We start from the raw sequence: 22,865 nt of genomic DNA, 5'->3' as shown, positions 1-22,865 counted from the left end.
ATTGCTCTCCTGCAGGCTCAGTATTTATCGCCGTAGTACTCTTTCTCGGAGACGATGCGTGTCTCGAGTGAGCAGATGTTTTCGATGGTGCAGACCACGGTGTCGCCCGGCTGCATATCGACCACGCCGTGCGGGGTGCCGGTGGCGATCATGTCACCCGGGCTCAGGGTCATGATCTTGCTCAGGTATTCCACCAGGAAGGGAATGTCGAAGATCATATCCCTGGTTGAGCCGTCCTGGGTGATCTTGCCGTTGACCTCGGTCGTCAGACGCAGGTTGTTGACGTCTGCGACGTCATCGCGATCGACAATCCAGGGACCCATCGGCAGCAGGGAGTCCCGACTCTTAACCCGCAGGTTCGGGCGATAGTAGTTTTCGAGATAGTCGCGAATGGCGAAGTCGTTGCAGACGGTATAACCCGCGACGTAATCCATCGCATCTTCACGCTTGATGTTCTTGCCCGCCTTGCCGATCACAGCCACGAGTTCGCACTCGTAATGCTGGAACTCGATGTTGTCGGGGCGATAGCTGACCTGCTTGTGGCCGGTCAGGGTGTTGGCGTGCTTGATGAACACCAGTGGTTCTTTCGGCGGCTCGAACGCCAGTTCGGTGGCGTGGTCGGCGTAGTTCAGGCCCAGCGCGAAAATGGTGCCCGGCTCCTTGACCGGTGGCAGCCAGGTAATGTCATCGGAATCCAGGGCGACGTCCAGTTCCTGACCGTCAGCGGTCGTGATGCGATCATTGGCATCAATATCGACATCGAACTCGCGGCCGTTAAAAATAATGCGTGCATGTCTCATGGATCAGGCACCTCCCAGTGTGTTGGTCAGGGTGCCGACACCCTCGATGGTTGCTTCTACCTTGTCGCCTCTGGCCACCGGAACGCGGTTTCCGGCGAAGCCGACGGCGATGACCTCTCCCGGTTGCAGAGTCATGATCCAGGAAATCGTGCTGATCAGCTCGGCAACGCTGCGCTGCATGTTCGCCAACGGAAACACACTTTTCTCTTCGCCATTGACGAAAACGCTGACGGTGAGGGCGTCCGGGTTGTCGATGGTCTCAGCCGGGACGATATCCGGGCCGACCGGTGCGGAAGAATCCAGGCATTTGCCCTTGATGTCCGGGCGGAAATAGCTCTCTTCCGGCAGGGAAAAGTCGCAGACGATGGTATAGCCACGGACATGGTCCAGCGCGTCGGCCGGGCTGACGCGGCAGGTTTCACGGCCAATGACCACGCCCAGGCTGGCGCCGACGGCCATGGCGGGCACATCGTTGCCGTCGAAATCTTTCGCCCATTCCACCTCGGCACCATCAACATTCCAGGTATTTCGGGGCTTGTAATACAGCACCGGCTGGGTCGGCGGTTTTTTGTAGGGCGCTTCGCTGAAGGTGCCCTCCAGAGCAGCCAGCTGCGACTTGTCATTCAGTGCGACGCAGACCAGCTTGCTGTTAACCAGAGTGTTTGCTGTCATGAGTAACCTTTTCCTGTTGCGGCCGTCGTTGATCAATAGCCGGCCTGAGGTTTGTCGTCTTTCACTGGAGCGCCCTGCTTGAAACGCTGCGCCAGCTTGCGGGTTTCGGTGGCCAGGATCATGGTGTCGACGCCAACGCCAACAAAGTTGGCACCTTGCCGGACGTAACTTTCCGCCAGTGATGGATCGAGACAGAGCAGGCCAGCGTATTTGCCGGCAGAGCGTATCTTGTTGAGACCCCTGTTGATGGTCTCAACAACCGCCGGGTTGCCGGCGTCGCCGATATAACCCATGGATGCGGACAGGTCGGATGGCCCGATGAAGACGCCGTCCACACCCTCCACCGCAAGGATTTCATCGAGGTTGTCCATGGCGCTGGCCGTTTCCACCTGGACGATCAGGCAGATCTCGTCGTTGGCCTTTTTGATGTAGCCGGGGATCTGGTTCCAGCCAGCCGCCCTTGCCAGTGAGGGGCCAAGGCCGCGAATGCCGTCAGGTGGATAGCGAACGGCGCGTACCAGCTGCTTTGCCTGTTCCGCGTCTTCCACCATCGGTACCAGCAGAGTCTGCGCACCGATATCCAGCAGCTGTTTGATGAGGGCGGTGTCGCCCTCGACACAGCGCACGATCGGAGCAACAGCGTAGGGTGCCATTGCCTGAAGGTGAGACAGGATGGTCCGAAGGTCGAACGGCGCATGCTCACCGTCGATGAGCAGCCAGTCAAAGCCTGCCCCGGCGGCAATTTCAGCGGCACTGTTATCCGGTAGGCCCAGCCAGAGTCCATACTGGGTTTCGCCCGTCGCCAGCCCCTGTTTGAAACGATTTTTGGGCAGTTCCATGTGTGTATCCTCGGTGCGGTCTGTTTATTCGAAGTTCAGGGTTACACCACCCAGTGAACCGAAATCCGCGTGTACGGTGTCACCGGCCTTGACCGGGACGGGGCGGGTAAAGGAACCGGACAGGATGACCTGACCCGGTTCGAGGCCGACGCCGTGGGGCGCAAAGCGCCTGCAAACCCAGGTGATACCTTTGAGCGGATTGCCCAGAACGCCGCCAGCGAGACCGGTTTCCTCGATCTGGCCGTTCAGATATAGCATGCAGCCGGCCCAACGCAGGTCGATATCCATGGGCCTGATGGGACGTCCTCCCATGACGATGCCGGCGTTGGCGGCATTGTCGGAGATCGTGTCATGGACTTTCCGGGTGTAGCCGGTCTCCGGGTCTGTCCGCAGGCACCTTGCTGCAATCAGCTCAAGGGACGGGATGATGTAATCGGTAGCGTTGATGACATCGAAAATGGTGACCTTGTCTCCGAACAATGGCTCTTTCAGTACGAAAGCCAATTCAACTTCGATCCGAGGGTCCAGGAAATCGGCTGCCTTGATGGTGGCGCCGTCCTCGAAAAGCATGTCATCCAGCAGAACACCGTAGTCCGGTTCATCAATATTCGATGACATCTGCATGGCCCGAGAAGTCAGGCCAATCTTGTATCCCAACACCTCACGACCTTCAGCTACCTTGCGATCAACCCAGGCCTTCTGGATGGCATAGGCCTCCTCCATAGTCATGTCCGGATATTCAAGGGTGAGGGCCGGGATCTGTTGGCGGTTGATCTCGGCCTCGTACAACCGGTTGGCAGCCGTTTCGATCTGATCTTTGGTCAACATGCTTGCAATGCACCTTTTTGTTGTCGGGTGGATGACCGGCGGAGGCCTGTCTTAGCCTGCTGTTGCCCGAGCCTGGAGGTCGGAGCGTGGGCCGAGTCTTGGCAATGATGATCGTCATTTTAGTTAACATATTAACTAAGTCAAGGGTGATATTTCCACCACAGAGTCGTCGTGGTCCAGGTCATTTCATGAGCGAAAGGACCGAGTTGACAAAACTTAATATGTTAATTAGATTCGATATGGCCCCTCTGCTGGGAATGCCAGTCGGGGTATTCAGCAACAACGATGAACCTTCTATCCGGGACTCATCCATGCCTCATTTCATTGTCGAGTATTCAGGTAACCTCCACGACCGTCTGGAATTCCAGTCGCTGTTCTCACGTTTGCACGAGTACGTCGTGTCCACCGGGGCTTTTCCCATCGGTGGAGTCCGTAGTCGCGCTATTCGTTGTGATGATTTCCGGGTCGCCGATGGCAGGGAAGGGTTCTCCTTTCTAAACCTGACACTGAAAATCGGCCATGGCCGGGACATGTCGTTGAAAACGAAGGTCGCCGAACGGGTGTTCGAGATTCTGTGCGACTGGATGAAGCCGGTGACCGATACCAGCTACTGCCAGATCTCCTTCGAGCTGACGGAGCTGGATCCCGTACTCAAGTTCAACAAGAACAACATTCATCCACTTTTCGCGGATACCTGAGGAGAACCTGAATCAGGACGCCGCACTGCAAGCATAATTACAAATAATCAGGAGATAGGCCGTTATGAGAACAACAAAACTCTTCACCAAAGCCGCACTTCTTTCACTAGGTCTGGCGCTATCCGGCAGCGCGTTTGCCGTCAAAACCCTGCACGTGGGCACCTGGCTACCGCCAACGAACCCACAGAACGCCGTGGTCTGGCCGACCTGGGCGAAATGGGTTGAAGAGGCAACGGAGGGCAGGGTCAAGGTTGAAATCGAACACGATCTGGGCCATCCGAAAACCATGTTCCAGCTGGTCGAAGACGGTGTCGTCGACGCGGGTTTCAGCTATCACGGCTACGTACCGGGTCGTTTTCAATTGACTGAAATTGCAGAGCTGCCGGGTCTGGGCGTCGGTGCCGAGGCAGGTTCCGTGGCCCTCTGGCGGATCTATAACAAATACTTCATGGATGCTGGCGAGTTTGAAGGCCTGACGCTTCTGGGCATGTTTTGCCACGGTCCGGGCTACATCCAGTCCATTGATCCGATTACCTCCTTCGATCAGATCAAGGGTAAGAAAATTCGTATTGGTGGTGGTGTCCAGTCCGAGCTTGGCAAACGCATGGGTGTGACTGCGGTTTCAGCGCCAGCCCCGAAAGTCTATGAGATGATGCAGCAGGGCGTGATTGACGGCGCCTTCCTGCCCATGGGCGAGCAGAAGACTCTGCGTCTCAACGAAGTCGCCCGTAACGTTACTATGCTTCCCGGCGGTATGTACCTCGGCACCTTCTCCATGTTCATCAGTCCGTACTTCCTGGACCAGTTGGAGCCCAGGGATCGCAAGGCGATCATGAGTGTATCGGGAGAGAAACTCTCCGCCCTGGCCGGACGTGCCTGGGATGGCATTGACGCAGAGGGGCTGAAGGCCGCTGAGGACGCAGGCGTCAACCTGATCCGGGTCAAGAAAGGTGATCCGATGGCGAAGAATTTCCAGAAGCTGATTGAAGGTATGGACGAACAGTGGATCGAGAAAGTGTCCGATCGTGACTCCGATGCCCGGCAGGCGCTCAAGGAACTGCGGACGGTAGCTCGAGAGTATCAGCGTGAGCACCAGGAGTAATCGCATGTCTCTCGCTACCTGGGTCAACCGACATTATAGCGAGAAGGGGCCAGCCAAGTGGCTGGCCTTCCTCCTGGAGCTGGTGGCAGCGTCCGTTCTGTTCCTGTTGATGCTGACCACCTGCCTTGATGTGGCAGGGCGCTATCTGTTCAATAACCCGGTTCCGGGGGCTACCGAACTCACCCGTCTGGGGCTTGCCCTTATGGTTTTCGCGGCCATGCCGGTGATTACCTGGCGGGCCGGACACATCGTGGTGGACCTGCTCGACCGGGTGCTGGGAAAGAAGGTTGTAAAAGCGCTCGGGCTGGTTTCGGCCCTGATGATTTCCTCTTCGATGTATTTCCTGGCGGTCCGGATCTTTGAGCTGGGCGAGCGGTCACTCCGGCGTGGTGTAGTGACAGAATTCCTCGGTTTGCCCAGTGGGTACATTGTCCAGTACATCGCCATCATGAGCTGGCTTACAGCTGCCGGCGTGATAACGCTCGGCGTTTATCGAATTCTCTTTATTTCTCATAAATAAACCAACCAGTTACGGAAAATGCTATGACCGTTGTACTGACCGGCTTTGCCGTGCTCATTTTCCTCATTGTGGTTATGCGGATGCCAATTGCCTTCGCCATGGGCCTGGTTGGTTTTTTCGGCTTCGCTTTTCTGATGGGGCTGGATCTGAACAACTTCATGGATTTTCGCTGGCGGGGCGCTCTGTCCATGGCATCGAACCGGGTGGTCGATACCGTCCAGAATTACGGTCTGTCGGTCATTCCGCTGTTTGTGTTGATGGGCAACCTGGTCACCCGTTCGGGGCTGTCCCAGGAGCTCTACGACGTTTCCAACGCCTTCCTGGGACATCGCAAGGGAGGGCTGTCCATGGCAACGGTTGTTGCCTGTGGCGGATTCTCGGCGATCTGTGGCTCCAGCCTTGCCACTTCCGCGACCATGGCCAAAGTGGCCATGCCGTCGATGCGCAAATATGGCTACTCGGACGCGCTGGCAACGGCTTCTATCGCCGCTGGTGGTACTCTGGGTATCCTGATTCCGCCAAGCATTATCCTTGTGATCTATGGCTTGTTGACCGAATCGAGTATTCGCGAACTGTTTGCGGCCGGTTTTATTCCGGGACTGCTGGGAGTGTTGCTGTATCTGGCGGCGGTCTGGTTCGTCGTGAAGCGCAATCCCGATGCCGGGCCCGCCGGGGATAAGGCTCCGTGGGCGGAGCGCCTGGAGGCCCTCAAGAGCGTATGGGGCGTGCTTGCGCTGTTTACCGTGGTGATGGGCGGCATCTACCTGGGCGTCTTCACCCCAACCGAAGCGGCAGGCATTGGGGCTGGCGGGGCATTCGTGATTGCCCTGGCCCGGCGCCGGCTGACCCTCTCGACGCTTTTCGAAACACTGGCGGACACCGCGCGTACGTCGGCGATGCTGTTTGCCGTGGTGATCGGTGCGCTGATCTTTTCGGACTTTATTAACCGGGCTGGTCTGCCGGACCTTCTGCTGGGATTTGTGAACTCCCTGGATGTAGCCCCGCTGGTGGTCATACTGGCCATCCTTGGGATCTATATCCTGCTTGGCATGGTGTTCGAGAGTCTTTCCATGCTGCTGCTGACGGTTCCGGTGTTCTACCCGCTGGTGCAAAGCCTTGGTTTTGATCTTGTCTGGTTCGGGATTGTCGTTGTGGTCGTCACCGAAATCAGTCTGATTACGCCGCCGGTGGGAATGAACGTGTTTGTGCTCAGTGCGGTTCTCAGGGACGTCCGTACCGGCACCATCTTCAAAGGGGTGACGCCCTTCTGGTGCGCCGACATCGTCCGCCTTGCCCTGATTACCTTTGTGACTCCGATTTCCCTGTTCCTTCCCGGGTTGCTGTATGGCTGAAGCCCGAGGGCTTCGGCCAGTCCGGAATAGTTGATTGGCCAGACATTGCTGGGTCTATGGTAGTGTCGGAGGATCAATACGAGCTGACAGACAGGAGATCCCATGGAACTGAACCCTTTGCAAGACAAAGTCGCAGTCATCACTGGTGCCTCCAGTGGTATTGGTATGGCCGCCGCCCGGCAACTGGCCGCTGAGGGTGTGAATGTGGTTCTGGTGGCCCGAAGTGCCGACAAACTTGAGGCGCTCGCCCAGGAGATTGGAGACCGTGCCACAGTGCAGGCTGTCGATGTCGGGGATCGCGACGCCGTGAGCCGGTTGTTCGAAACGGTCAAGTCGCGGTTTGGTGGTCTGGACCTGCTGTTCAACAACGCTGGCGTGGGCTACAGCAACCCGTTTGAGAAGAGCACGCAGGAGGAGTGGCAAAAGACCATAGATGCCAACCTGTATGGTGTCCTGAACTGCACCCAGCTGGCGATTCCGCTGCTTCGCGGCCGGGAAGGGGCGATGATCAGCAGCGTTTCGAGCGTGGGTGGCCGCTATGGTCTGGCGGGTTGGTCAGTGTATAACGCCACCAAGTTCGCCGTGGTCGGCTTCCACGATGCGTTGCGCAAGGAGTTGGGGCCCGAAGGCATCCGGGTGTCCCTTATCGAGCCGGGGGCGGTGTATACCCACTGGGGCTACAACGTGCCTGAGGACAAGATGAAGGAACGCAGGGACAGTCTTGAAGCACTGGAAGCCGAGGATATTGGCCGGGCACTGGTCTACGCGTTTGCCCAGCCGCGCAATGTGAATGTCCAGGAAATGCTGGTGATGCCCACTAAGCAGACAACGCCCTGAACGGGCATGGCATGGGGCGGCCGGACGATCAGGCCGTCCCCGGTGTCGTGAGCGCGAAACTCAGTAACCATCGATTTCCGCGCTCAATCCTGGAAACCTGGTGCCGGTAAAGATCGGGCCGAAACAGAATCAGGCGCCCGAACAGATTGAACAGATTTCTCTCACAGATGAACCTGCCTCCCTGCCTGGGCTGCACCAGGACGCAATTGAGCTTGTACAGCCGGCCCTCGGAGATCATGTCGACGTGGGGCACGACCTTGTGACCTTCCGAATAGCGAACGAGATAGATGTTCAGCCGTCTGGACCTGAACAGAATCCGGGTTTTTACTAGCCCTGACATGATGGTCCTGTCTGAGGTGAATGTCTTTCAGCTTCTTTTATAGCGATTCAGGGTGGCTTCCTGCAAGGAGGAGGACCACCGGGGCAAGTTCCCCTGGTACCCGGTGTCGGGTAACGACTTCTTTGACTATCCTTTAGACAGCTGTGTGGCTCTGATTCATTGACAGCCGCGCACCCCGTGTTCCTGGCCGTGGAGTGTGCTGTGACAAAGCGAAAGGATGTCACCGTATTTTACGATGAACGGGTACTTCATCATGCCCCCGACGTGAATGCGTCTTTTCTTCCCGGGCGTCTGGACAAGCGTGTTCGCGCGATCCTTGCGGGCCTGAATGTGCAGTGGAAATACCCGGAGCACCCCGGCCGCATTCACGCGATTCTGGATTTACTCAACCGCGAAGCGGTTGAGGGCGTCCGGTTTGCCTCCGGCAAGGCCGCCACCCGGGAACAGCTCGCCCGTGTTCACACGACGTCCTACCTCGATGATGTGTTCGCCCTTCGAAACAAGAATGCCTGGCTGGACGTGGATACCACGGCCGTTTCACCGGGCAGTGTCGAGGCGGCGGAAGTTGCCGCGGGGACGACCATTGCCGCGGTTGAAGCGGTGGTTTCCGGCAGTACCGACAGCGCCTTTGCGCTGATTCGGCCTCCTGGTCACCATGCCGAACCGGTTCGGGCCAGGGGATTCTGCCTGTTCAACAACGTTGCTGTTGCCGCGGCTCATGCCCTGGCGGAGCTTGGTTGTGAGCGGGTACTGATCGTGGATTGGGATGCCCATCACGGCAATGGTACGCAGGACATTTTCTGGGCTGACCCACATGTCATGTTTTTCGATATTCATCGAGCCTCGCCATTTTACCCGGGCAGTGGCAGCTTACAGGATGTTGGGGCGGGTCTCGGAGAGGGCACCACCGTGAATGTCCCCATGCCCGGTGGTGCCGGTGATGTGGCCTATCTCCGGGCATTCAATGAAATCCTGGTGCCGGCGGCGGAGTTCTTCAAACCGGATTTGATTCTGGTGTCGGCAGGGTTCGACGCCCACTGGTATGACCTGGCGCTGAATGTGTCTTTCGAGGGCTTCGCTGCCATGACAGGCATTATACAATCGTTGGCCGACCGGCTTTGTGGGGGCCGGGTGGCCTTTGCGCTGGAAGGAGGCTACAACACGGAGTCACTGGCCCGCGGCATGCGTTCTGTGCTTGACGTGCTTGCCGGCGGGGAGGTCCCCGAGCCCAGAGTGTGTGGTATGGATGCGGTGGAGGAAGCCATTGCCTTTCATCGCGGCGCGTTTACCGAGGAGCCTTCGGACGAGTGACCTGCGCAGCCTGGTCAGAGCTGCACCTTCCCGCGAAGAGCCTTGGTTTTGCCTTTCTGGGTTTTCCGGTCAACCCTGCGCCGCTGTGATGCCCGGGTGGGGCGGGTGGCACGGCGGGCTTTCTGTTGCTTTACGGCGCTCTGGATCAGCTCCTTGAGGCGTTGAAGCGCATCCTCCCGATTCAGCTCCAGCGTCCGGAAAGACTGGGCCTTGATAACCACGATGCCGTCCTTGCTGATGCGCTGATCGGACAGCGCCATCAGTCGTTCCTTGTAAAACGGTGGAAGGGTGGAATGCAGGATGTCAAAACGAAGGTGGACCGCCGAGGCCACCTTGTTGACGTTCTGGCCCCCGGCGCCCTGGGCGCGGATCTGGGTAATCTGGATTTCCCAGTCGGCCAGCTCGACGGTGTTGGAGATTTTCAGCATGGTTCCGTTCGTGGTTGTGAAGGGCGTGATTCATCAGCCCGGGATTTTTGCTAGTATCGGGCGCCAACGACAGTCCAGCCAGGGAAGCCCTATCCAATGCCCGAAGATCCCCTGAAAGCACTTTCCGACATGGCCAGCGACGCGCATGCCCGTATCCAGGCTGCCCATCAGCACATCAACCCGGTCGTGGAGGTGCGTCGCGGCATGCGTGATGCCGGGATACCCGCCGATGTCATGACCATCGACTGCCTTCGCACCCGCCGGCGAATAACGCTCATCCTACACGATGAGCAGCCGGGTGTTCTGCTTTATCAGTTCGTGACCATTGCGGATGAAGTGGGGGAGGATTTCCTGCGGATGCCACTGTCCGACATAACCGTGGGCACTCTGTTTGAGTGGATGCAGGACTATTTCGGCTAGGCCTGGTTGTCGTCGGCTCAGGCCCTGAACGCTTCAACCATCAGGCTGCCACGATCCGGTTCCGCCCCGTGTTTTTGGCCTGATAGAGGCGTTCGTCCACCAGTGACAGGAAATCATTGATGGTCTGCTCACGGGTCGGGATGACCGTGCCAATGCCCATGCTGACCGTCACCCGCTGACCAGCCTCTGGGCTGCCGTGTGGTATCTGTGCCTTGAACAGGAGTTGCTGGCAGCGTTCGGCGACTTTTCGCGCGGCCTCTTCGTCCGATTCCGGCAGGATGATCACGAATTCCTCGCCCCCGAACCGTGCAACGAAGTCCTTGGCGCGTTTGGCGGCCGACTCCAGAAGGGTCGCAATCTGCTTGAGGCATTCATCCCCCTGCAGGTGCCCGTGCAGATCGTTGTACTGCTTGAAGTTGTCGATATCGAGGAGGATCACCGAGACCGGATGGCGGTGCCGGAGGGCATGATTCCAGGTTTCCTCCATGAGCGAGTCGAACATCCGTCGATTGGCCACGCCGGTCAGGCCATCCTTGAAAGAATACTCCTCCAGCTGTTGCTGCAGCGCCGCCAGTTCGTGTTCGGTTTTCTTGCGTTCGCTGATGTCGAACATGAAGCCGACAAGGGCCTGGACTTCTCCCTGTTCGTCACGCACGACATGGACGACATCCCTTATCCAGACGTAGTGGCCATCTTTGTGCAATGCCCGATAGTCGGCCTCATGGTCGACGCCGGACTCCGATTGGGACACACAGAAATTCACCACCCACGCCTGGTCCTCGGGGTGCATTCGGGTCGCCCAGTCCTCGACGCTGATCCAGCTTTCCGGTGTCCATCCCAGCAATGGCTCGATTTGTGGGCCTATGTAGGCAAACTGCATGGTTTTCCAGTCAATCTTCCAGGGAATAGCCCTGGTCGATTCGAGGAGTGCCTTATACACCGAACTGTCTTCGGCCAATTCAACAGGTTGGTCAGTCACGAGCGGATTCCGGAGACGTTTCGCTAAAGATAGACGATTTTACAGTCCGGGAATACTGTGACCTGTGAGGGGAGATGCCGGAGGGAAGACCCTCCGGCAGTCGTCTTACTTGAAGCGATGGGTTTCGAGGTATTCTACGGCGTCACTGCGCAATGGCAGTTTCAACGCACCCTGGAGATCTCGGCGCTCATATCCCAGGTCGGCGAGGATGTCGTCTTTCTCGGCGAGCAGGGATTTTGCCATTCTCCGGAACTGCTGACGACGCGAGTAACTTGTCACCCAGGAAGAAAGAAGCCCTGATGCCTGTTTCTGGGGGTTGCTTCGGATGCCTGGCATTGTCGTCACCTGTCTTTGCTCTGTATACCGGTACATGTCAACCAGCACCGCCGGAACCCGTCCGGGCTCCGGCGGTTTGCTACACCTATATGATGGGCTTGGTGCTGCGTTCAGACAAACGAAAAGAATTTAACTATGCCTTCAGATTTGCTTAAACTAAGCCGTATCAACAACTGTCATGGGAGCTGGAACGTGTGAATCTGCCGTTACTGGACAATGACGTGCTCCGGAGCTTTGTCGCGATTTCGGAGTGTGGGACCTTTACAGAAGCCGCCAGGGTGGTCCATAGAACGCCTTCCGCGCTGAGCATGCAGATCAAACAGCTGGAACGAAACCTCGGTAAGACCTTGTTTGTGCGGGAGCCTCGTCAGGTCACGCTCACCACCGAGGGCGAGATCCTTCTGGACTACGCCCGCCGGCTATTGCGCCTGAATGAGGAGGCCGTGCAGCACTTCATCGCTCCGGAGCTTGAGGGCCGGGTGGGTATCGGCACCTCCGACGATGTGGGCACCCGGATTCTGCCCGAGGTCCTGGCGCAGTTCGCCCGGTCGTACCCGGCGGTATTGGTGAACGTGGTCGTGGGCTCCAGCAAGCAGAACATTGCCCGCCTGGATGCGGGTAAACTGGATATGGTGCTGGTGACGGTTGCCGATGAGGCCAGGGAGGTGCGGGGCGAAGTCGTTCACCAGGAACCGCTGGTCTGGGCGGGGCGTGAGGAATCTTCGGCGTTTCAGCGATCACCTCTTCCGCTTGCCCTGGCGCACGAGGGCTGTGCCTGGCGGCGGATGACGCTGAGGGCTCTGGATCGTGCGGGCGTGCCTTACCGGATTGCCTATACCTGTGAGCATTGTTCCGGGCAGGAGGCTGCGATGATGGCGGACCTGGCCGTCGCGCCGTTTCCGGAGAGCCTTGTACGGGCACCGTTGAAGCAGGTTGTCAGTGAACATCTTCCGGAGATTGGCTCGTACCGCCTGGCGCTGGTCCGCCGTGGTTCCAATCCTCTCAATGATGCCCTGGCAACCCATGTGAAAGAGGCCTTCCAGGGCCTGGCCTGACTCGCATCATTTCTTCACGAAGGTGAGAAAGGCCCCTGCCACGGCCGCCGCGGCTCCGCCGATCAGGTACCACATGGTTTCGTCGGTAAAGCGACCCGTCAGGCTTTCGGTGAGCTGATTGCCGACGGATTGACTGGCCTGGTAGCCGAAATACAGCAGGCCGATACCCACCACAAGCAACACCAGCCCGATCAGTTTGCTTCCCATGATAGTCTCCTTGTAAGGCATAAATTGCTGATAATTGCCGGAATCTTGACACTGGCCGCGTTACCGGGCAAGGCCGTTTGGTATTTTTACGAAGTCTGCCCGGGACGCTCCGGCATTGACAGACAGGCCCCCTGAGCTAAAGCTTGTCTCAGACAACCATGGGACACGCGATATCTTTATCGCCATCAATGGCAGAGTTGAGCATGGACGATCATGGAGTTTCTTCAGTCATCACTCTCGATGGCCTGCAATGTCTGCTGGATGCATTGGCCAGGCGAGGGTATCAGGTGGTCGGGCCAAGAGTCCGCGACCAGGCCATCGTGTATGACGAGCTCGCCCGCGTCGAAGACCTCCCTGTCGGCTGGACCGATGAACAGGACGGTGGTCACTACCGGTTGAAGCAACGGGGCGATCATGCCTTGTTTGGCTATGCGGTCGGGCCGCACAGCTGGAAGCGATTTCTACACCCGCCCCGGGTCGGCCTGTGGCAGGCAACGGTTGTGAATGAGGATCGGCTTCACTTTGAGCCGGTCCGGGATGATGCACCCCGTTACGCATTTGTTGGCGTACGAGCCTGCGAACTTGCGGCCATTGCCATTCAGGATCGGGTGTTGATGGATGACAACCATGCCGACCCCCACTATCGCAGCCGCCGCGAGCAGGCGTTTCTGGTCGCCCTGAACTGTTCCGAGGCGGGCGGTACCTGTTTTTGCGATTCCATGAACACCGGCCCCGATGTCAAAACCGGATACGATCTCGTGCTCACCGAACTGCTGGAAGAGGAGTCTCACGGCTTCCTGATACAGGCAGGCTCAGACGAGGGGGCCGATATCCTGTCCGAATTGCCCGGAACGCCTGCGACCGGGGCGCACCACAGGGCCGCCCGGGAAGTGGTTGAAAGAACCCGCAGCAATATGGGCCGAAGTATGCCGCAAACCGCCATACCTGCCCTGTTGATGGACAATCTCGAACATCCGCGATGGGATGATGTCGCCGAGCGGTGTCTGAGCTGCGCCAACTGCACCATGGTTTGTCCCACCTGTTTTTGCACCACGGTGGAAGATACCTCTGATCTTGAGGGAGTGACTGCTGAAAGTAGTCGCCGCTGGGATTCCTGTTTCAACGCCGACTTTTCCTACATCCATGGCGGAAGTGTTCGCAACTCGACCCGCTCCCGGTATCGTCAGTGGATGACTCACAAACTGGCCACCTGGGTGGACCAGTTTGGCACGTCGGGCTGCGTTGGGTGTGGCAGATGCATCACCTGGTGTCCTGTGGGCATCGATATCACCGAGGAGGTGCGTGCCATTCAGGGGGACAGTTCTCAGGGAGAACAGACATGAAAAGCATCGCTCAGCTTGTATGCGAACACCCGTTCTTCCAGGGCTTGAACAGCGAATTTTGCGACCTCATGTGCGGGTGTGCCCGAAACGTCCGGTTTAATCCGGGGGAATACCTTTTTCATCAGGGCGAGGATGCCGATCACCTCTATCTGATTCGTCACGGCCAGGTGGCGCTTGAACTGGCCGTGCCTGGAAAATCGCCAGTGAGTTTTCAGACCCTTCATGATGGTGATGTTGTGGGCGTCTCCTGGGTGTTGCCGCCCTATCACTGGTCTTCCGACGCTCGCGCCATGAGCCTGACCCGGGCTATTGCGATGGACGCCCACTGCCTGCGGAAAAAATGCGACGAGGATCCGGCGCTGGGTTATGCCGTACTGAAGCGGTTACTGCCGATCCTCACCAGCCGGCTTAACGCAACGCAAATGCAGATTCTGGATGTGTATGGCGCGCCGGAGGAGCGACAGTGAGGTCTCAGCACGTCTGGTTACCTGAGCCGGTCCGGGTGCTGAGCCGAAAGCAGGAACTCGAGACGACCTGGACGCTGGAGTTGGAGCCCGGGCAATCGGGCAAAGGGGGCTTTTTGCCGGGCCAATTCAATATGCTGTATGTCTTTGGCGTCGGTGAAATCCCCATCAGCTTCAGTGGTGACCCCAGCCAGACCGAACGCCTGGTACATACGGTTCGCGCCGTGGGACCCGCATCCAGCCAGCTGGCGGCGTCGAGACCGATGGCAACCGTAGGGTTGCGAGGCCCTTTTGGAACCGGATGGCCGATGGCTGCCGCGGAAGGCTCGGATTTGCTGATCATCGCCGGTGGGTTGGGACTGGCACCGCTGAGGCCTGCGATATACCACGTACTGAATAATCGGGAGCGATACGGTCGCGTTGTGTTGCTTTATGGAACGCGCAGTCCGGACGACATTCTCTTTCGTGAGCAGTTGGAGGCGTGGAACAGGCTGTCCGACTTTGATGTTCACATCACAGTGGATCATGCGGGAAGCGATTGGACAGGCAAGGTCGGCGTGGTTCCGGCGCTGGTGCCAACACTCGCATTCGATCCGGAGGACACCGTGGCCATGGTCTGCGGCCCGGAAATCATGATGCGGTTTACTGCGAGCGCGCTGCGGGATGCCGGGGTCGACGATGAATCGATTTACCTGTCCATGGAGCGGAACATGAAATGTGCCCTGGGACACTGCGGTCATTGCCAGTTCGGATCAAACTTTGTCTGCAAGGACGGCCCGGTACTGTCGTTCGATCGGCTCCGCGGGCTACTGAGTCTCAAGGAGTTCTGATATGCCTGCCACGGATCACAAGCCCCGGCTGGGCGTCTGGAAGTTTGCCTCGTGCGACGGCTGCCAGCTGAGTCTGCTGGATTGTGAGGACGAGCTTCTGCGCGTTGCTGACGCCGTCGAAATTGCCTATTTCCCGGAAGCCACCCGCAGCCATATCCGGGGTACTTACGATCTTTCCCTGGTGGAAGGCTCGATCACCACTGCCCACGATGCCGAGCGTATCCAGGAGGTCCGCCGGCGCTCGCGGACCCTGGTGACCATCGGTGCCTGTGCCACGGCCGGGGGAATCCAGGCGTTGCGTAATTTCGCCGACATCGACGATTTCCTCACCGCCGTCTATGCCCACCCTGAGTACATTGAAACCCTGTCGACGTCCACGCCCATTTCCGATCACGTGGCTGTCGACTTTGAATTGCGCGGCTGTCCGATCAGCAAGACACAGTTACTGGAGGTTGTTTCCGCGTTTTTGCGCGGACGGCGCCCGGTCACACCGGCGCACAGTGTCTGCCTTGATTGTAAGCTCAAGGGGAATGTCTGCGTGACGGTGGCCCATGGCACGCCTTGCCTGGGGCCGGTAACTCACAGCGGCTGCGATGCCCTGTGCCCGTCCTACAATCGCGGCTGCTATGGTTGCTACGGGCCCAAGGAGAACCCGAATGCGGCGGCTCTGAGCGAACGTCTGGATCAGCTGGGTATGAACCCGTCGGAGCGCCTGCGTTTTTATCGGACCTTTAATGCCTGGGCCGATCCGTTCCGTGAGGAGAGTGAACGTCATGAGTCGTAAGACCATCAAGGTGAATTACCTTGCGCGAGTGGAAGGTGAGGGTGCGCTCAATGTGACGGTTCGGGACGGTCGGGTCAGTAACGCCGAATTGCGGATTTTCGAACCGCCGCGCTTTTTCGAGGGGCTGCTGCGCGGACGGGATTACTCAGAGGCGCCCGATGTCACCGCCCGCATCTGCGGTATCTGCCCGGTGGCGTACCAGATGAGCTCGGTCAATGCGATGGAAAACGCACTGGGCATTGGGGTGGACGGGCCGCTGAGGGCATTGCGCCGGTTGCTGTATTGCGGTGAGTGGATTGAAAGCCACGCGCTGCACATCTACATGCTGCATGCACCGGATTTTCTCGGCTACGCCGGGGCGGTGGATATGGCCAAAGACTACCCCGACGTGGTCAAGCGGGGGCTGGCCCTGAAAAAGGCCGGTAACGCCATTATGTCGCTGGTGGGTGGTCGGGAAATCCATCCCATCAATGTCCGGGTGGGCGGGTTCTACCGCACCCCGACGCGGAAGGAACTGGCGCCTCTGGCGGAGACCCTGAAACAGGCCCGCGAGGATGCGTTGGCCACCGTGCGCTGGACGGCCGGCCTGGACATCCCGGATGCCGAGCGTGACTACCACCTGGTGGCGCTGCACCATCCGGAGGAGTACCCCATGAATGCCGGGCGGATCATTTCCAATCGTGGTCTGGATATCGCGGTTGAGGACTACAACCAGCATTTCGTGGAGTCCCACGTCCAGCGGTCGACGGCGTTGCATTCGCACTTGCGGGAGCACGACTGCTATCTGGTCGGCCCTCTGGCGCGCTACAGCCTCAACTTTGCCCAGCTCTCCCCTATGGCCCGGGAGGCCGCGAAAGAAGCGGGCCTGGGCCATACCTGCGCAAATCCCTTCCAGAGCATCGTGGTGCGCAGCATTGAAGTGCTGTACGCCTGCGATGAAGCGCTGCGCTTGATAGACGCCTATGTAGAGCCTGACCAGCCCTTTGTATCCGCTGAGCCGAGGGCCTCGGAAGGTTTCGGGTGCACCGAGGCGCCAAGGGGGCTGTTGTTTCACCGCTATCAATTGAACGCAGAGGGCCAGATCCTGGAGGCGCAGATCGTACCCCCCACATCGCAGAATCAGCCCAGCATCGAGGCAGACCTCAAGGAAATGGTCGGTGACTGGCTCGACCTGCCCGCCGATGCGCTGCGCGAACGCTGCGAGCAGACCATCCGGAATTACGACCCCTGTATTTCCTGTGCAACGCATTTTTTAAAGCTGGATGTTCGCCATGAGTGAATCGTTGAGGCTCATCAGGATTATCGGTATTGGCAATCGGGATCGTGGGGATGACGCACTTGGGCCTCTGGTGGTTCAGGCGCTTCAGGGTCGCTTGCCGGAATCCGTCAGCGCTGTTGAACACAGCGGTGAAGTGTCGGGGCTGATGGACTGCCTGGAAGGCGCCGAAGCCGCGTATCTGGTGGATGCTGCGGTCATGGGTCTCGATCCTGGCAGTGTCCGGGATTTCGATGCCCGCCAGAGACCATTGCCATCGCTGGGTGGGAACTACTCCTCCCACGCGCTGGGGCTGTCCGAAGCGGTTGAACTGGCTCGGGCGCTGGATACGCTGCCTCCGGTCTGCCGCGTTTTCGCGGTGGAGGCCGCTACGTTTGAAGCGGGTGAGGGGCTTTCCGCAGCCGTGGAGGCAGCGATTCCAGGAGTTGCCCAGGCTTTACTCGATGCCGTTACGCAGGAGGATGGACATGCATGAAACCGCGCTGGTTAAAAACCTGATCCATAAGCTTCAGAGGGTTTGCGTTGAAGAGAAAGCCGAGCGCGTTGTGGAGGTTTCGGTCTGGTTGGGAGCGCTTTGCCATATGTCGCCCGATCACTTCACCGAGCACTTCCTGCAGGAGGCTTCCGGTACCTGTGCCGAGCATGCCCGTTTGCGGATTGAGGCTTCGGACGACATTGATGATCCCAACGCCCAGGATGTCCTGTTGCAGAGTCTTGAGCTGGAGACCAACGACGAGGCGCTTCCGTGACACAGGGGAATGCTGCCGAACCGCTGCTGACTCGCTGGCGGATCAGTGTTCGGGGTGTTGTTCAGGGAGTGGGTTTTCGCCCCTTCGTCTATCGTCAGGCAACGGCATTGGGGCTTTCCGGATGGGTTGAAAACTCGCCCGAGGGCGTGGAAATCGAGGCGGAAGGTGATCCCCTGGTGCTGGAGCGACTGATCTCCGAGTTGAAGCATCAGGGGCCAGTCAGCGCCCGTGTTGACGATATTCGCACGGCCCCGGTGGACCGAAACGGAGTATTTCGGGCGTTCACTATCCGGGAAAGCCAGACGCGCGGTGAGCCATCCGTAAAGTTGCCGGCAGACTGGGCGCCGTGTCCGCAATGTCTGCAGGAGCTGCATGACCCCGATAACCGCCGCTATCGGTACCCTTTTATTAACTGCACGGATTGCGGTCCCCGGTATAGCCTCATCGAGGCGTTGCCCTATGATCGGGCGAGCACCGCGATGAGACATTTTCAAATGTGTGGTCGTTGCCTGGCGGAATACCAGGACCCTGGCAGCCGTCGCTTTCATGCCGAGGCGACGGCGTGTCCGGATTGCGGCCCGCGACTGGCCTTTTGCCGAAGCGACGGCTCCATCCTTGCGCAGGATGGAGCAGCATTGGCGGAGGCGGTTGAGGTTCTGGCGGCGGGCAAAATCCTTGCGCTGAAGGGATTGGGCGGTTTCCAGCTTCTGGTGGATGCCCGCAATGCCCAGTCGGTTCAGGCATTGCGGGAGCGAAAACATCGGCCCGACAAGCCCCTGGCGGTGATGTTCGGTTCCATGGCAGCGCTGCAAAGGGTCTGCCGGGTATCGTCGGAGGAGCGTCAATTGCTCGCCGGCCCGGAGCGGCCGATTGTGCTTTCGCACACGCGTAACCATGGTCTGGCTGACAATCTGGCCCCGCGCCGGGAAGAACTGGGGGTGATGTTGCCTTCTACCCCACTGCATGAGCTGTTGCTCGGGGATCTGGGGTTTCCGGTTGTCGCTACAAGCGGCAACCGGAACGGGGAGCCTATTGCGTACGACAACGAGGACGCGCGGGCACGCCTTGGTGATATCGCCGATGGTTTTCTGATTCACGACCGTCCGATAGTGCGGCCTCTGGATGATTCCGTGGCCCGAGTGACGGCAGGGCATCCGCAGTTGCTCCGCCGGGCGCGTGGTTACTCGCCGAATCTGGCCCTGCCTTTCCCGGTATCACCAGGGTGGGGGGCGACCGGTGGCCACCTGAAAACCACGTTGGCCCTGAGCACTGACAGTGGTGTGGTATTGAGCCCGCATCTGGGGGATATGGACAGTGCTTTGGGCCGCGATGGCTTTGATCGCACCGTGGACAGTCTGCAAACACTGTTTGCTACACGGCCACAATATTGGGCTCACGACCGTCATCCGGATTACTTCACAACCGGCCGGGCAGTGGCATTGGGCTCGAAACAGTGCGCGGTTCAGCACCACGTGGCCCACATTGCGGCGGTGATGGCCGAACATGGGCTTCATGAGCCGGTGCTGGGCGTGGCCTGGGACGGTAGCGGTTTCGGTGATGATTCCACGCTCTGGGGCGGGGAATTCCTGAGTCTGGATGCCCGGGGCTACCAGCGTCTGGCGCACATGAGGCCGTTTCGCCTGCCCGGTGGCGAAGCGGCGATGCGCGAACCCCGGCGTTCGGCTCTGGGGCTGTTATATGGGGTGATGGGCGAAGGGGCAATGGAGCAAGAGACATTGCCACCGGTAAGCGACTTTACCCGGGCTGAGCGATGGCTGCTGGTGCAGGCGCTCAACGCAGGAATCAACGCTCCTGAAACCTCCAGTGTCGGTCGGTTATTTGACGCCGTGGCGGCACTTGCAGGACTCTGTCAGAAGGCCAGTTACGAAGGTCAGGCGGCGGCGGAGCTGGAAGCCATGGTGGATCGTGAGGGAAAGCCGGAGCCCTACAGGTTCGACCTGTCATCGCCCGACACTGATGGCCCCTGGCGGGTGGATTGGGGGCCGGCGATAGAAGCAGTGTTGGCGGACATGGCCCGTGGCGCCCCGGTGTCGGATATTTCCACGGCCTTCCATGCGGGCCTGGTGAATGTCATTGTCCGTGTGGCTGAACAGGCGAAGCTGTCACGCATTGTGTTGGGGGGCGGGTGTTTTCAGAACGCCAGCCTGTTGGAATCCACCATAACGGCCCTGAGGGGCGCGGGTTTCCAGGTGTTCTGGCCGTGCCAGGTGCCGGCCAATGATGGTGGCCTGGCTCTGGGGCAACTGGCCTGGGCTACCCGATTGAACCAGAAGGGAGAGGCGACATGTGCCTGGCCGTACCGGGACGCGTGATCAGTATTGAAGGCGATGATCCACTCACCCGTCAGGGGCGGGTGGATTTCGGCGGTGTCGTCAAGTCGGTTAATCTGGCCTACGTTCCGGAAGTGCAAACGGACGATTATGTATTGGTGCATGTGGGATTCGCCATCACGGTCGTAGACCCCCGCGAAGCCGAACGGGTTTTCGAGTATCTGGAAATGCTGGAGCAATGAAATACCGCGACGAATACCGCACGCCTGATGCCGCCCGGGCTTATGCAGAGGCGATCGCCCGCATCACCACGCGCCCATGGACCTTGATGGAGGTCTGTGGCGGACAGACCAACGCCATTGTGCGTTTCGGGATTGACCAGCTGCTACCGAAAGCGATCTCGCTGATTCATGGCCCCGGCTGCCCGGTGTGTGTGACGCCCATCGATTACATCGACAAGGCCCTGGAAATCGCCGGCACGCCAGGGGTCATCCTCTGTACCTTTGGCGATATGTTGCGTGTGCCCGGAACGCAATCGGACCTGGCTGCCGCCCGTGCCCGCGGAGCCGATGTCCGGGTGGTCTACTCGCCACTGGAGGCCCTTGCGGTCGCGCGGGAACATCCGGATCGCGATGTGGTTTTCTTCGCAGTTGGATTCGAGACCACGGCCCCGGCCAATGCGATGGCCGTCTACCAGGCCGAGCGCGAAGGACTCGTGAATTTTTCCGTACTGGTCTCCCAGGTACTGGTGCCACCGGCGATTCGTGCCCTGCTGGAACGTTCTGGTAACCGTGTTCAGGGGTTCCTGGCCGCGGGCCATGTCTGCACGATTACCGGATACGCCGAGTATGAGCCGATCGCGCGCCGGCACCGGGTGCCGATTGTGGTGACCGGATTCGAGCCGCTGGATATCCTGGAAGGGGTATATCGCTGTATCAGCCAGCTGGAACGGGGTGAAAGCTTTGTCGAGAATCAGTACAGCCGGGCGGTCCGCCGTCCCGGCAATCAGTTGGCCCAGCAGGTAATGGAGGCGGTGTTCCAGGTGGTTCCCCGGCAGTGGCGGGGGATGGGTGGTATCCCTGAGAGCGGTCTCGGGCTTTCCCCGGCGTACCGAAGCTTTGACGCCGAAGCCCGTTTCGGTGAGGTGAGCGACCGGGAAGAGGTTACCGGGGAATGCGCCAGCGGTGCGGTGTTGCGGGGCGAGATCCGGCCGGACCAGTGCCCGGCCTTTGGCACCCGCTGCACTCCTGAGCAGCCTTTGGGGGTGACCATGGTGTCCGAGGAGGGTGCCTGTGCCGCCTATTACCGCTATCGCAGACAGCCCGGAGGCCAGTCCCATGAGTAATATTAGCGGGGATCATTGTCCGCTGGCCCACGATGGTCAGGACGTTGTGAAAATGGCCCACGGTGGCGGAGGTCGGGCGATGGCCCAGTTGCTCGACAGCCTCTTTCGCCCGGCCTTTGATAACCCCTGGCTGGAACGCCAACACGACGGTGCTGTGTTGGACATGCCCGGATCCATAGCCTTTACGACTGACTCCTATGTGGTACGGCCGCTGTTTTTTCCGGGCTCTGATATTGGCGCCATGGCCGTCCACGGTACCGTGAACGATATTGCCATGTGCGGGGCAGAGCCCCAGTACCTGAGTGCGGGTTTTATCCTGGAGGAAGGCTTGCCTTTGGCAACGCTGCGGCAGGTTGTCGAGTCCATGGCGACCGCTGCCCGGGCGACGGGGGTGCGGATCGTTACCGGTGATCTGAAAGTCGTGGAGCGCGGTAAGGCGGATGGCCTTTACATCAATACCGCGGGCGTGGGACGAGTTGTTGCAGCCCATCCGATTGAACCCGGTCAGGTGCAGGCAGGGGACCGGCTATTACTCAGCGGTGATATTGGCCGGCACGGCATTGCGGTGATGGCGGCTCGGGAGAAACTGGACCTGGAATCGGCGATTGAGAGTGATTGTGCGTCGATTGCCGCACCGGTCCTGGCGTTACTCAACGAGGGTATCTCCGTCCGTTGTTTTCGGGATCTGACCCGGGGTGGCCTGGCCAGCGGCGTGGTGGAGGTGGCTGAAACCGCCGGCCTGGCTGCCGAGGTCCGGGAAGCCGATATTCCGGTGCGGGAGGATGTTTCCGCGGTCTGCGAGCTTCTGGGCCTGGATCCTTTGCATGTCGCCAACGAAGGCCGCTTTATTGCGGTTGTGGCACCAGAGGATGTTGATCGGGCGATCGCCATTCTCCGGCGCCACGGTGTGAGCGAAGCGGCCGTCGAGATCGGCCAGTTCATTGAGGGCAGTGCTGGGCGGGTAACCGCCCAAAGCCTTATCGGAGGCTCCCGGATCGTCGATCGACTCTCGGGAGAGCAGCTGCCCCGTATTTGTTAATTGGTCCAGATATCACCCGC

Annotated in this window: 28 protein-coding genes; 19 read left to right on the top strand and 9 right to left on the bottom strand. The window is 59.3% G+C overall.

The features are described 5' to 3' along the window. Window positions 1-17: 17 nt before the first annotated feature. From MSNKSG1_RS10210 to hpaH, 4 genes are read right to left on the bottom strand one after another with little or no spacing between them, the layout of a single operon-like run. Complete coding sequence (locus MSNKSG1_RS10210; RefSeq protein WP_008939184.1) at window positions 18-800, bottom strand: fumarylacetoacetate hydrolase family protein; 783 nt, start codon at window positions 798-800, stop codon at window positions 18-20. 3 nt (window positions 801-803) lie between these two features. After that, complete coding sequence (locus MSNKSG1_RS10205; RefSeq protein ID WP_008939183.1) at window positions 804-1,472, bottom strand: fumarylacetoacetate hydrolase family protein; 669 nt, start codon at window positions 1,470-1,472, stop codon at window positions 804-806. Between the two features lie 32 nt (window positions 1,473-1,504). Further along, the gene (hpaI, locus tag MSNKSG1_RS10200) at window positions 1,505-2,311 is read right to left on the bottom strand and encodes a 4-hydroxy-2-oxoheptanedioate aldolase (protein ID WP_008939182.1); all 807 of its coding nucleotides are present in this window, start codon (window positions 2,309-2,311) and stop codon (window positions 1,505-1,507) included. Between the two features lie 24 nt (window positions 2,312-2,335). Beyond that, the gene (gene hpaH, locus MSNKSG1_RS10195; RefSeq protein WP_008939181.1) at window positions 2,336-3,139 is read right to left on the bottom strand and encodes a 2-oxo-hept-4-ene-1,7-dioate hydratase; all 804 of its coding nucleotides are present in this window, start codon (window positions 3,137-3,139) and stop codon (window positions 2,336-2,338) included. A gap of 311 nt (window positions 3,140-3,450) precedes the next feature. On the opposite strand from hpaH, the gene MSNKSG1_RS10190 reads away from it, so the two are divergent. From MSNKSG1_RS10190 to MSNKSG1_RS10170, 5 genes are all read left to right on the top strand, one after another. Further along, window positions 3,451-3,837, top strand: coding sequence for a 5-carboxymethyl-2-hydroxymuconate Delta-isomerase (locus MSNKSG1_RS10190; protein WP_008939180.1), 387 nt, complete (start codon window positions 3,451-3,453; stop codon window positions 3,835-3,837). Between the two features lie 64 nt (window positions 3,838-3,901). Beyond that, window positions 3,902-4,939, top strand: coding sequence for a TRAP transporter substrate-binding protein (locus MSNKSG1_RS10185; RefSeq protein WP_008939179.1), 1,038 nt, complete (start codon window positions 3,902-3,904; stop codon window positions 4,937-4,939). A 4-nt stretch (window positions 4,940-4,943) separates the two neighbouring features. Next, on the top strand, window positions 4,944-5,459 hold the full coding sequence (locus MSNKSG1_RS10180; RefSeq protein WP_008939178.1) for a TRAP transporter small permease: 516 nt from the start codon (window positions 4,944-4,946) through the stop codon (window positions 5,457-5,459). Window positions 5,460-5,482: 23 nt separating this feature from the next. Then, window positions 5,483-6,811 (top strand): TRAP transporter large permease, encoded by a 1,329-nt coding sequence (locus MSNKSG1_RS10175; protein ID WP_008939177.1) that lies wholly within the window; start codon window positions 5,483-5,485, stop codon window positions 6,809-6,811. A 102-nt stretch (window positions 6,812-6,913) separates the two neighbouring features. Next, window positions 6,914-7,648: an SDR family oxidoreductase gene (locus MSNKSG1_RS10170; protein ID WP_008939176.1), complete on the top strand. Its 735-nt coding sequence runs from the start codon at window positions 6,914-6,916 to the stop codon at window positions 7,646-7,648. A gap of 28 nt (window positions 7,649-7,676) precedes the next feature. Here the strand turns inward: MSNKSG1_RS10170 and MSNKSG1_RS10165 are convergent, their stop codons facing one another. Then, a complete protein-coding gene (locus MSNKSG1_RS10165) occupies window positions 7,677-7,988 on the bottom strand; it encodes a 2OG-Fe(II) oxygenase (protein WP_008939175.1) in 312 nt (103 codons plus the stop codon). A 201-nt stretch (window positions 7,989-8,189) separates the two neighbouring features. Here MSNKSG1_RS10165 and MSNKSG1_RS10160 point away from each other — a divergent pair, with 201 nt between their 5' ends. Then, window positions 8,190-9,299, top strand: coding sequence for a histone deacetylase family protein (locus MSNKSG1_RS10160; RefSeq protein ID WP_040886751.1), 1,110 nt, complete (start codon window positions 8,190-8,192; stop codon window positions 9,297-9,299). Between the two features lie 14 nt (window positions 9,300-9,313). Here MSNKSG1_RS10160 and arfB read toward each other — a convergent pair whose 3' ends face one another. Continuing rightward, window positions 9,314-9,727, bottom strand: coding sequence for an alternative ribosome rescue aminoacyl-tRNA hydrolase ArfB (gene arfB / locus MSNKSG1_RS10155; protein WP_008939173.1), 414 nt, complete (start codon window positions 9,725-9,727; stop codon window positions 9,314-9,316). Between the two features lie 96 nt (window positions 9,728-9,823). Here arfB and MSNKSG1_RS10150 point away from each other — a divergent pair, with 96 nt between their 5' ends. Next, complete coding sequence (locus tag MSNKSG1_RS10150) at window positions 9,824-10,147, top strand: hypothetical protein (RefSeq protein WP_008939172.1); 324 nt, start codon at window positions 9,824-9,826, stop codon at window positions 10,145-10,147. A 40-nt stretch (window positions 10,148-10,187) separates the two neighbouring features. Here the strand turns inward: MSNKSG1_RS10150 and MSNKSG1_RS10145 are convergent, their stop codons facing one another. Both MSNKSG1_RS10145 and MSNKSG1_RS10140 read right to left on the bottom strand, forming a co-directional pair. Next, window positions 10,188-11,126 carry a GGDEF domain-containing protein gene (locus MSNKSG1_RS10145; protein WP_008939171.1) on the bottom strand — a complete coding sequence of 313 codons (939 nt, stop codon included), beginning with the start codon at window positions 11,124-11,126 and terminating at the stop codon, window positions 10,188-10,190. A 105-nt stretch (window positions 11,127-11,231) separates the two neighbouring features. After that, entirely contained in the window at window positions 11,232-11,462 is a 231-nt protein-coding gene (locus MSNKSG1_RS10140; RefSeq protein WP_051067780.1) for a hypothetical protein, read from the bottom strand. Window positions 11,463-11,656: 194 nt separating this feature from the next. Between MSNKSG1_RS10140 and MSNKSG1_RS10135 the strand changes: the two genes are divergently transcribed. Beyond that, window positions 11,657-12,517, top strand: a complete 861-nt coding sequence (locus MSNKSG1_RS10135; RefSeq protein ID WP_040886749.1) for a LysR substrate-binding domain-containing protein — start codon at window positions 11,657-11,659, stop codon at window positions 12,515-12,517. A 6-nt stretch (window positions 12,518-12,523) separates the two neighbouring features. Here MSNKSG1_RS10135 and MSNKSG1_RS10130 read toward each other — a convergent pair whose 3' ends face one another. Further along, a complete protein-coding gene (locus MSNKSG1_RS10130) occupies window positions 12,524-12,724 on the bottom strand; it encodes a DUF3185 family protein (protein WP_008939168.1) in 201 nt (66 codons plus the stop codon). Between the two features lie 203 nt (window positions 12,725-12,927). Between MSNKSG1_RS10130 and MSNKSG1_RS10125 the strand changes: the two genes are divergently transcribed. Genes MSNKSG1_RS10125 through hypE form a run of 11 tightly spaced genes read left to right on the top strand, consistent with a single transcriptional unit; the run spans window position 12,928 to window position 22,845 of the window. Continuing rightward, a complete protein-coding gene (locus MSNKSG1_RS10125; protein WP_008939167.1) occupies window positions 12,928-14,067 on the top strand; it encodes a sulfite reductase subunit A in 1,140 nt (379 codons plus the stop codon). Beyond that, a complete protein-coding gene (locus MSNKSG1_RS10120) occupies window positions 14,064-14,534 on the top strand; it encodes a cyclic nucleotide-binding domain-containing protein (RefSeq protein ID WP_008939166.1) in 471 nt (156 codons plus the stop codon). The genes MSNKSG1_RS10125 and MSNKSG1_RS10120 overlap by 4 nt, the downstream gene beginning before the upstream one ends. Next, a complete protein-coding gene (locus MSNKSG1_RS10115) occupies window positions 14,531-15,361 on the top strand; it encodes an FAD/NAD(P)-binding protein (protein ID WP_008939165.1) in 831 nt (276 codons plus the stop codon). The genes MSNKSG1_RS10120 and MSNKSG1_RS10115 overlap by 4 nt, the downstream gene beginning before the upstream one ends. Before the next feature lies 1 nt (window position 15,362). Then, complete coding sequence (locus MSNKSG1_RS10110; RefSeq protein WP_008939164.1) at window positions 15,363-16,145, top strand: NADH-quinone oxidoreductase subunit B family protein; 783 nt, start codon at window positions 15,363-15,365, stop codon at window positions 16,143-16,145. Then, a complete protein-coding gene (locus MSNKSG1_RS10105; protein WP_008939163.1) occupies window positions 16,135-17,424 on the top strand; it encodes a Ni/Fe hydrogenase subunit alpha in 1,290 nt (429 codons plus the stop codon). Before MSNKSG1_RS10110 ends, MSNKSG1_RS10105 begins: the two co-directional genes overlap by 11 nt. Continuing rightward, on the top strand, window positions 17,417-17,896 hold the full coding sequence (locus MSNKSG1_RS10100) for a hydrogenase maturation protease (protein ID WP_008939162.1): 480 nt from the start codon (window positions 17,417-17,419) through the stop codon (window positions 17,894-17,896). The genes MSNKSG1_RS10105 and MSNKSG1_RS10100 overlap by 8 nt, the downstream gene beginning before the upstream one ends. Next, the gene (locus MSNKSG1_RS10095) at window positions 17,889-18,170 is read left to right on the top strand and encodes a hydrogenase/urease maturation nickel metallochaperone HypA (RefSeq protein WP_008939161.1); all 282 of its coding nucleotides are present in this window, start codon (window positions 17,889-17,891) and stop codon (window positions 18,168-18,170) included. Before MSNKSG1_RS10100 ends, MSNKSG1_RS10095 begins: the two co-directional genes overlap by 8 nt. Then, complete coding sequence (gene hypF, locus MSNKSG1_RS10090; RefSeq protein ID WP_008939160.1) at window positions 18,167-20,503, top strand: carbamoyltransferase HypF; 2,337 nt, start codon at window positions 18,167-18,169, stop codon at window positions 20,501-20,503. Before MSNKSG1_RS10095 ends, hypF begins: the two co-directional genes overlap by 4 nt. Beyond that, on the top strand, window positions 20,476-20,703 hold the full coding sequence (locus MSNKSG1_RS10085; RefSeq protein ID WP_008939159.1) for a HypC/HybG/HupF family hydrogenase formation chaperone: 228 nt from the start codon (window positions 20,476-20,478) through the stop codon (window positions 20,701-20,703). The genes hypF and MSNKSG1_RS10085 overlap by 28 nt, the downstream gene beginning before the upstream one ends. Then, window positions 20,700-21,806 (top strand): hydrogenase formation protein HypD, encoded by a 1,107-nt coding sequence (gene hypD, locus MSNKSG1_RS10080; protein ID WP_008939158.1) that lies wholly within the window; start codon window positions 20,700-20,702, stop codon window positions 21,804-21,806. Before MSNKSG1_RS10085 ends, hypD begins: the two co-directional genes overlap by 4 nt. Further along, complete coding sequence (gene hypE / locus MSNKSG1_RS10075) at window positions 21,799-22,845, top strand: hydrogenase expression/formation protein HypE (RefSeq protein WP_008939157.1); 1,047 nt, start codon at window positions 21,799-21,801, stop codon at window positions 22,843-22,845. The genes hypD and hypE overlap by 8 nt, the downstream gene beginning before the upstream one ends. Window positions 22,846-22,865 lie beyond the last annotated feature (20 nt).

Source organism: Marinobacter santoriniensis NKSG1 (assembly GCF_000347775.1).
In the GTDB taxonomy this organism is placed as follows: Bacteria; Pseudomonadota; Gammaproteobacteria; order Pseudomonadales; family Oleiphilaceae; genus Marinobacter; species Marinobacter santoriniensis.
The sequence above is the reverse complement of the archived record's forward strand: the minus strand, read 5'-3'. Positions and strand labels throughout refer to the sequence as shown.

Excerpts from the sequence above, each read along its gene's own strand:
- hypD (WP_008939158.1), top strand. The coding sequence starts at position 20,700 with ATGAAATACCGCGACGAATACCGCACGCCTGATGCCGCCCGGGCTTAT.
- MSNKSG1_RS10150 (WP_008939172.1), top strand. The coding sequence starts at position 9,824 with ATGCCCGAAGATCCCCTGAAAGCACTTTCCGACATGGCCAGCGACGCG.
- hypE (WP_008939157.1), top strand. The coding sequence starts at position 21,799 with ATGAGTAATATTAGCGGGGATCATTGTCCGCTGGCCCACGATGGTCAG.
- MSNKSG1_RS10210 (WP_008939184.1), bottom strand. The coding sequence starts at position 800 with ATGAGACATGCACGCATTATTTTTAACGGCCGCGAGTTCGATGTCGAT.
- MSNKSG1_RS10125 (WP_008939167.1), top strand. The coding sequence starts at position 12,928 with ATGGACGATCATGGAGTTTCTTCAGTCATCACTCTCGATGGCCTGCAA.
- MSNKSG1_RS10100 (WP_008939162.1), top strand. The coding sequence starts at position 17,417 with ATGAGTGAATCGTTGAGGCTCATCAGGATTATCGGTATTGGCAATCGG.
- MSNKSG1_RS10185 (WP_008939179.1), top strand. The coding sequence starts at position 3,902 with ATGAGAACAACAAAACTCTTCACCAAAGCCGCACTTCTTTCACTAGGT.
- MSNKSG1_RS10110 (WP_008939164.1), top strand. The coding sequence starts at position 15,363 with ATGCCTGCCACGGATCACAAGCCCCGGCTGGGCGTCTGGAAGTTTGCC.
- MSNKSG1_RS10205 (WP_008939183.1), bottom strand. The coding sequence starts at position 1,472 with ATGACAGCAAACACTCTGGTTAACAGCAAGCTGGTCTGCGTCGCACTG.
- MSNKSG1_RS10105 (WP_008939163.1), top strand. The coding sequence starts at position 16,135 with ATGAGTCGTAAGACCATCAAGGTGAATTACCTTGCGCGAGTGGAAGGT.
- MSNKSG1_RS10190 (WP_008939180.1), top strand. The coding sequence starts at position 3,451 with ATGCCTCATTTCATTGTCGAGTATTCAGGTAACCTCCACGACCGTCTG.
- arfB (WP_008939173.1), bottom strand. The coding sequence starts at position 9,727 with ATGCTGAAAATCTCCAACACCGTCGAGCTGGCCGACTGGGAAATCCAG.
- hpaH (WP_008939181.1), bottom strand. The coding sequence starts at position 3,139 with ATGTTGACCAAAGATCAGATCGAAACGGCTGCCAACCGGTTGTACGAG.
- MSNKSG1_RS10175 (WP_008939177.1), top strand. The coding sequence starts at position 5,483 with ATGACCGTTGTACTGACCGGCTTTGCCGTGCTCATTTTCCTCATTGTG.
- MSNKSG1_RS10165 (WP_008939175.1), bottom strand. The coding sequence starts at position 7,988 with ATGTCAGGGCTAGTAAAAACCCGGATTCTGTTCAGGTCCAGACGGCTG.
- hpaI (WP_008939182.1), bottom strand. The coding sequence starts at position 2,311 with ATGGAACTGCCCAAAAATCGTTTCAAACAGGGGCTGGCGACGGGCGAA.
- MSNKSG1_RS10180 (WP_008939178.1), top strand. The coding sequence starts at position 4,944 with ATGTCTCTCGCTACCTGGGTCAACCGACATTATAGCGAGAAGGGGCCA.
- MSNKSG1_RS10140 (WP_051067780.1), bottom strand. The coding sequence starts at position 11,462 with ATGCCAGGCATCCGAAGCAACCCCCAGAAACAGGCATCAGGGCTTCTT.
- MSNKSG1_RS10085 (WP_008939159.1), top strand. The coding sequence starts at position 20,476 with ATGTGCCTGGCCGTACCGGGACGCGTGATCAGTATTGAAGGCGATGAT.
- MSNKSG1_RS10170 (WP_008939176.1), top strand. The coding sequence starts at position 6,914 with ATGGAACTGAACCCTTTGCAAGACAAAGTCGCAGTCATCACTGGTGCC.
- MSNKSG1_RS10120 (WP_008939166.1), top strand. The coding sequence starts at position 14,064 with ATGAAAAGCATCGCTCAGCTTGTATGCGAACACCCGTTCTTCCAGGGC.
- MSNKSG1_RS10130 (WP_008939168.1), bottom strand. The coding sequence starts at position 12,724 with ATGGGAAGCAAACTGATCGGGCTGGTGTTGCTTGTGGTGGGTATCGGC.
- MSNKSG1_RS10095 (WP_008939161.1), top strand. The coding sequence starts at position 17,889 with ATGCATGAAACCGCGCTGGTTAAAAACCTGATCCATAAGCTTCAGAGG.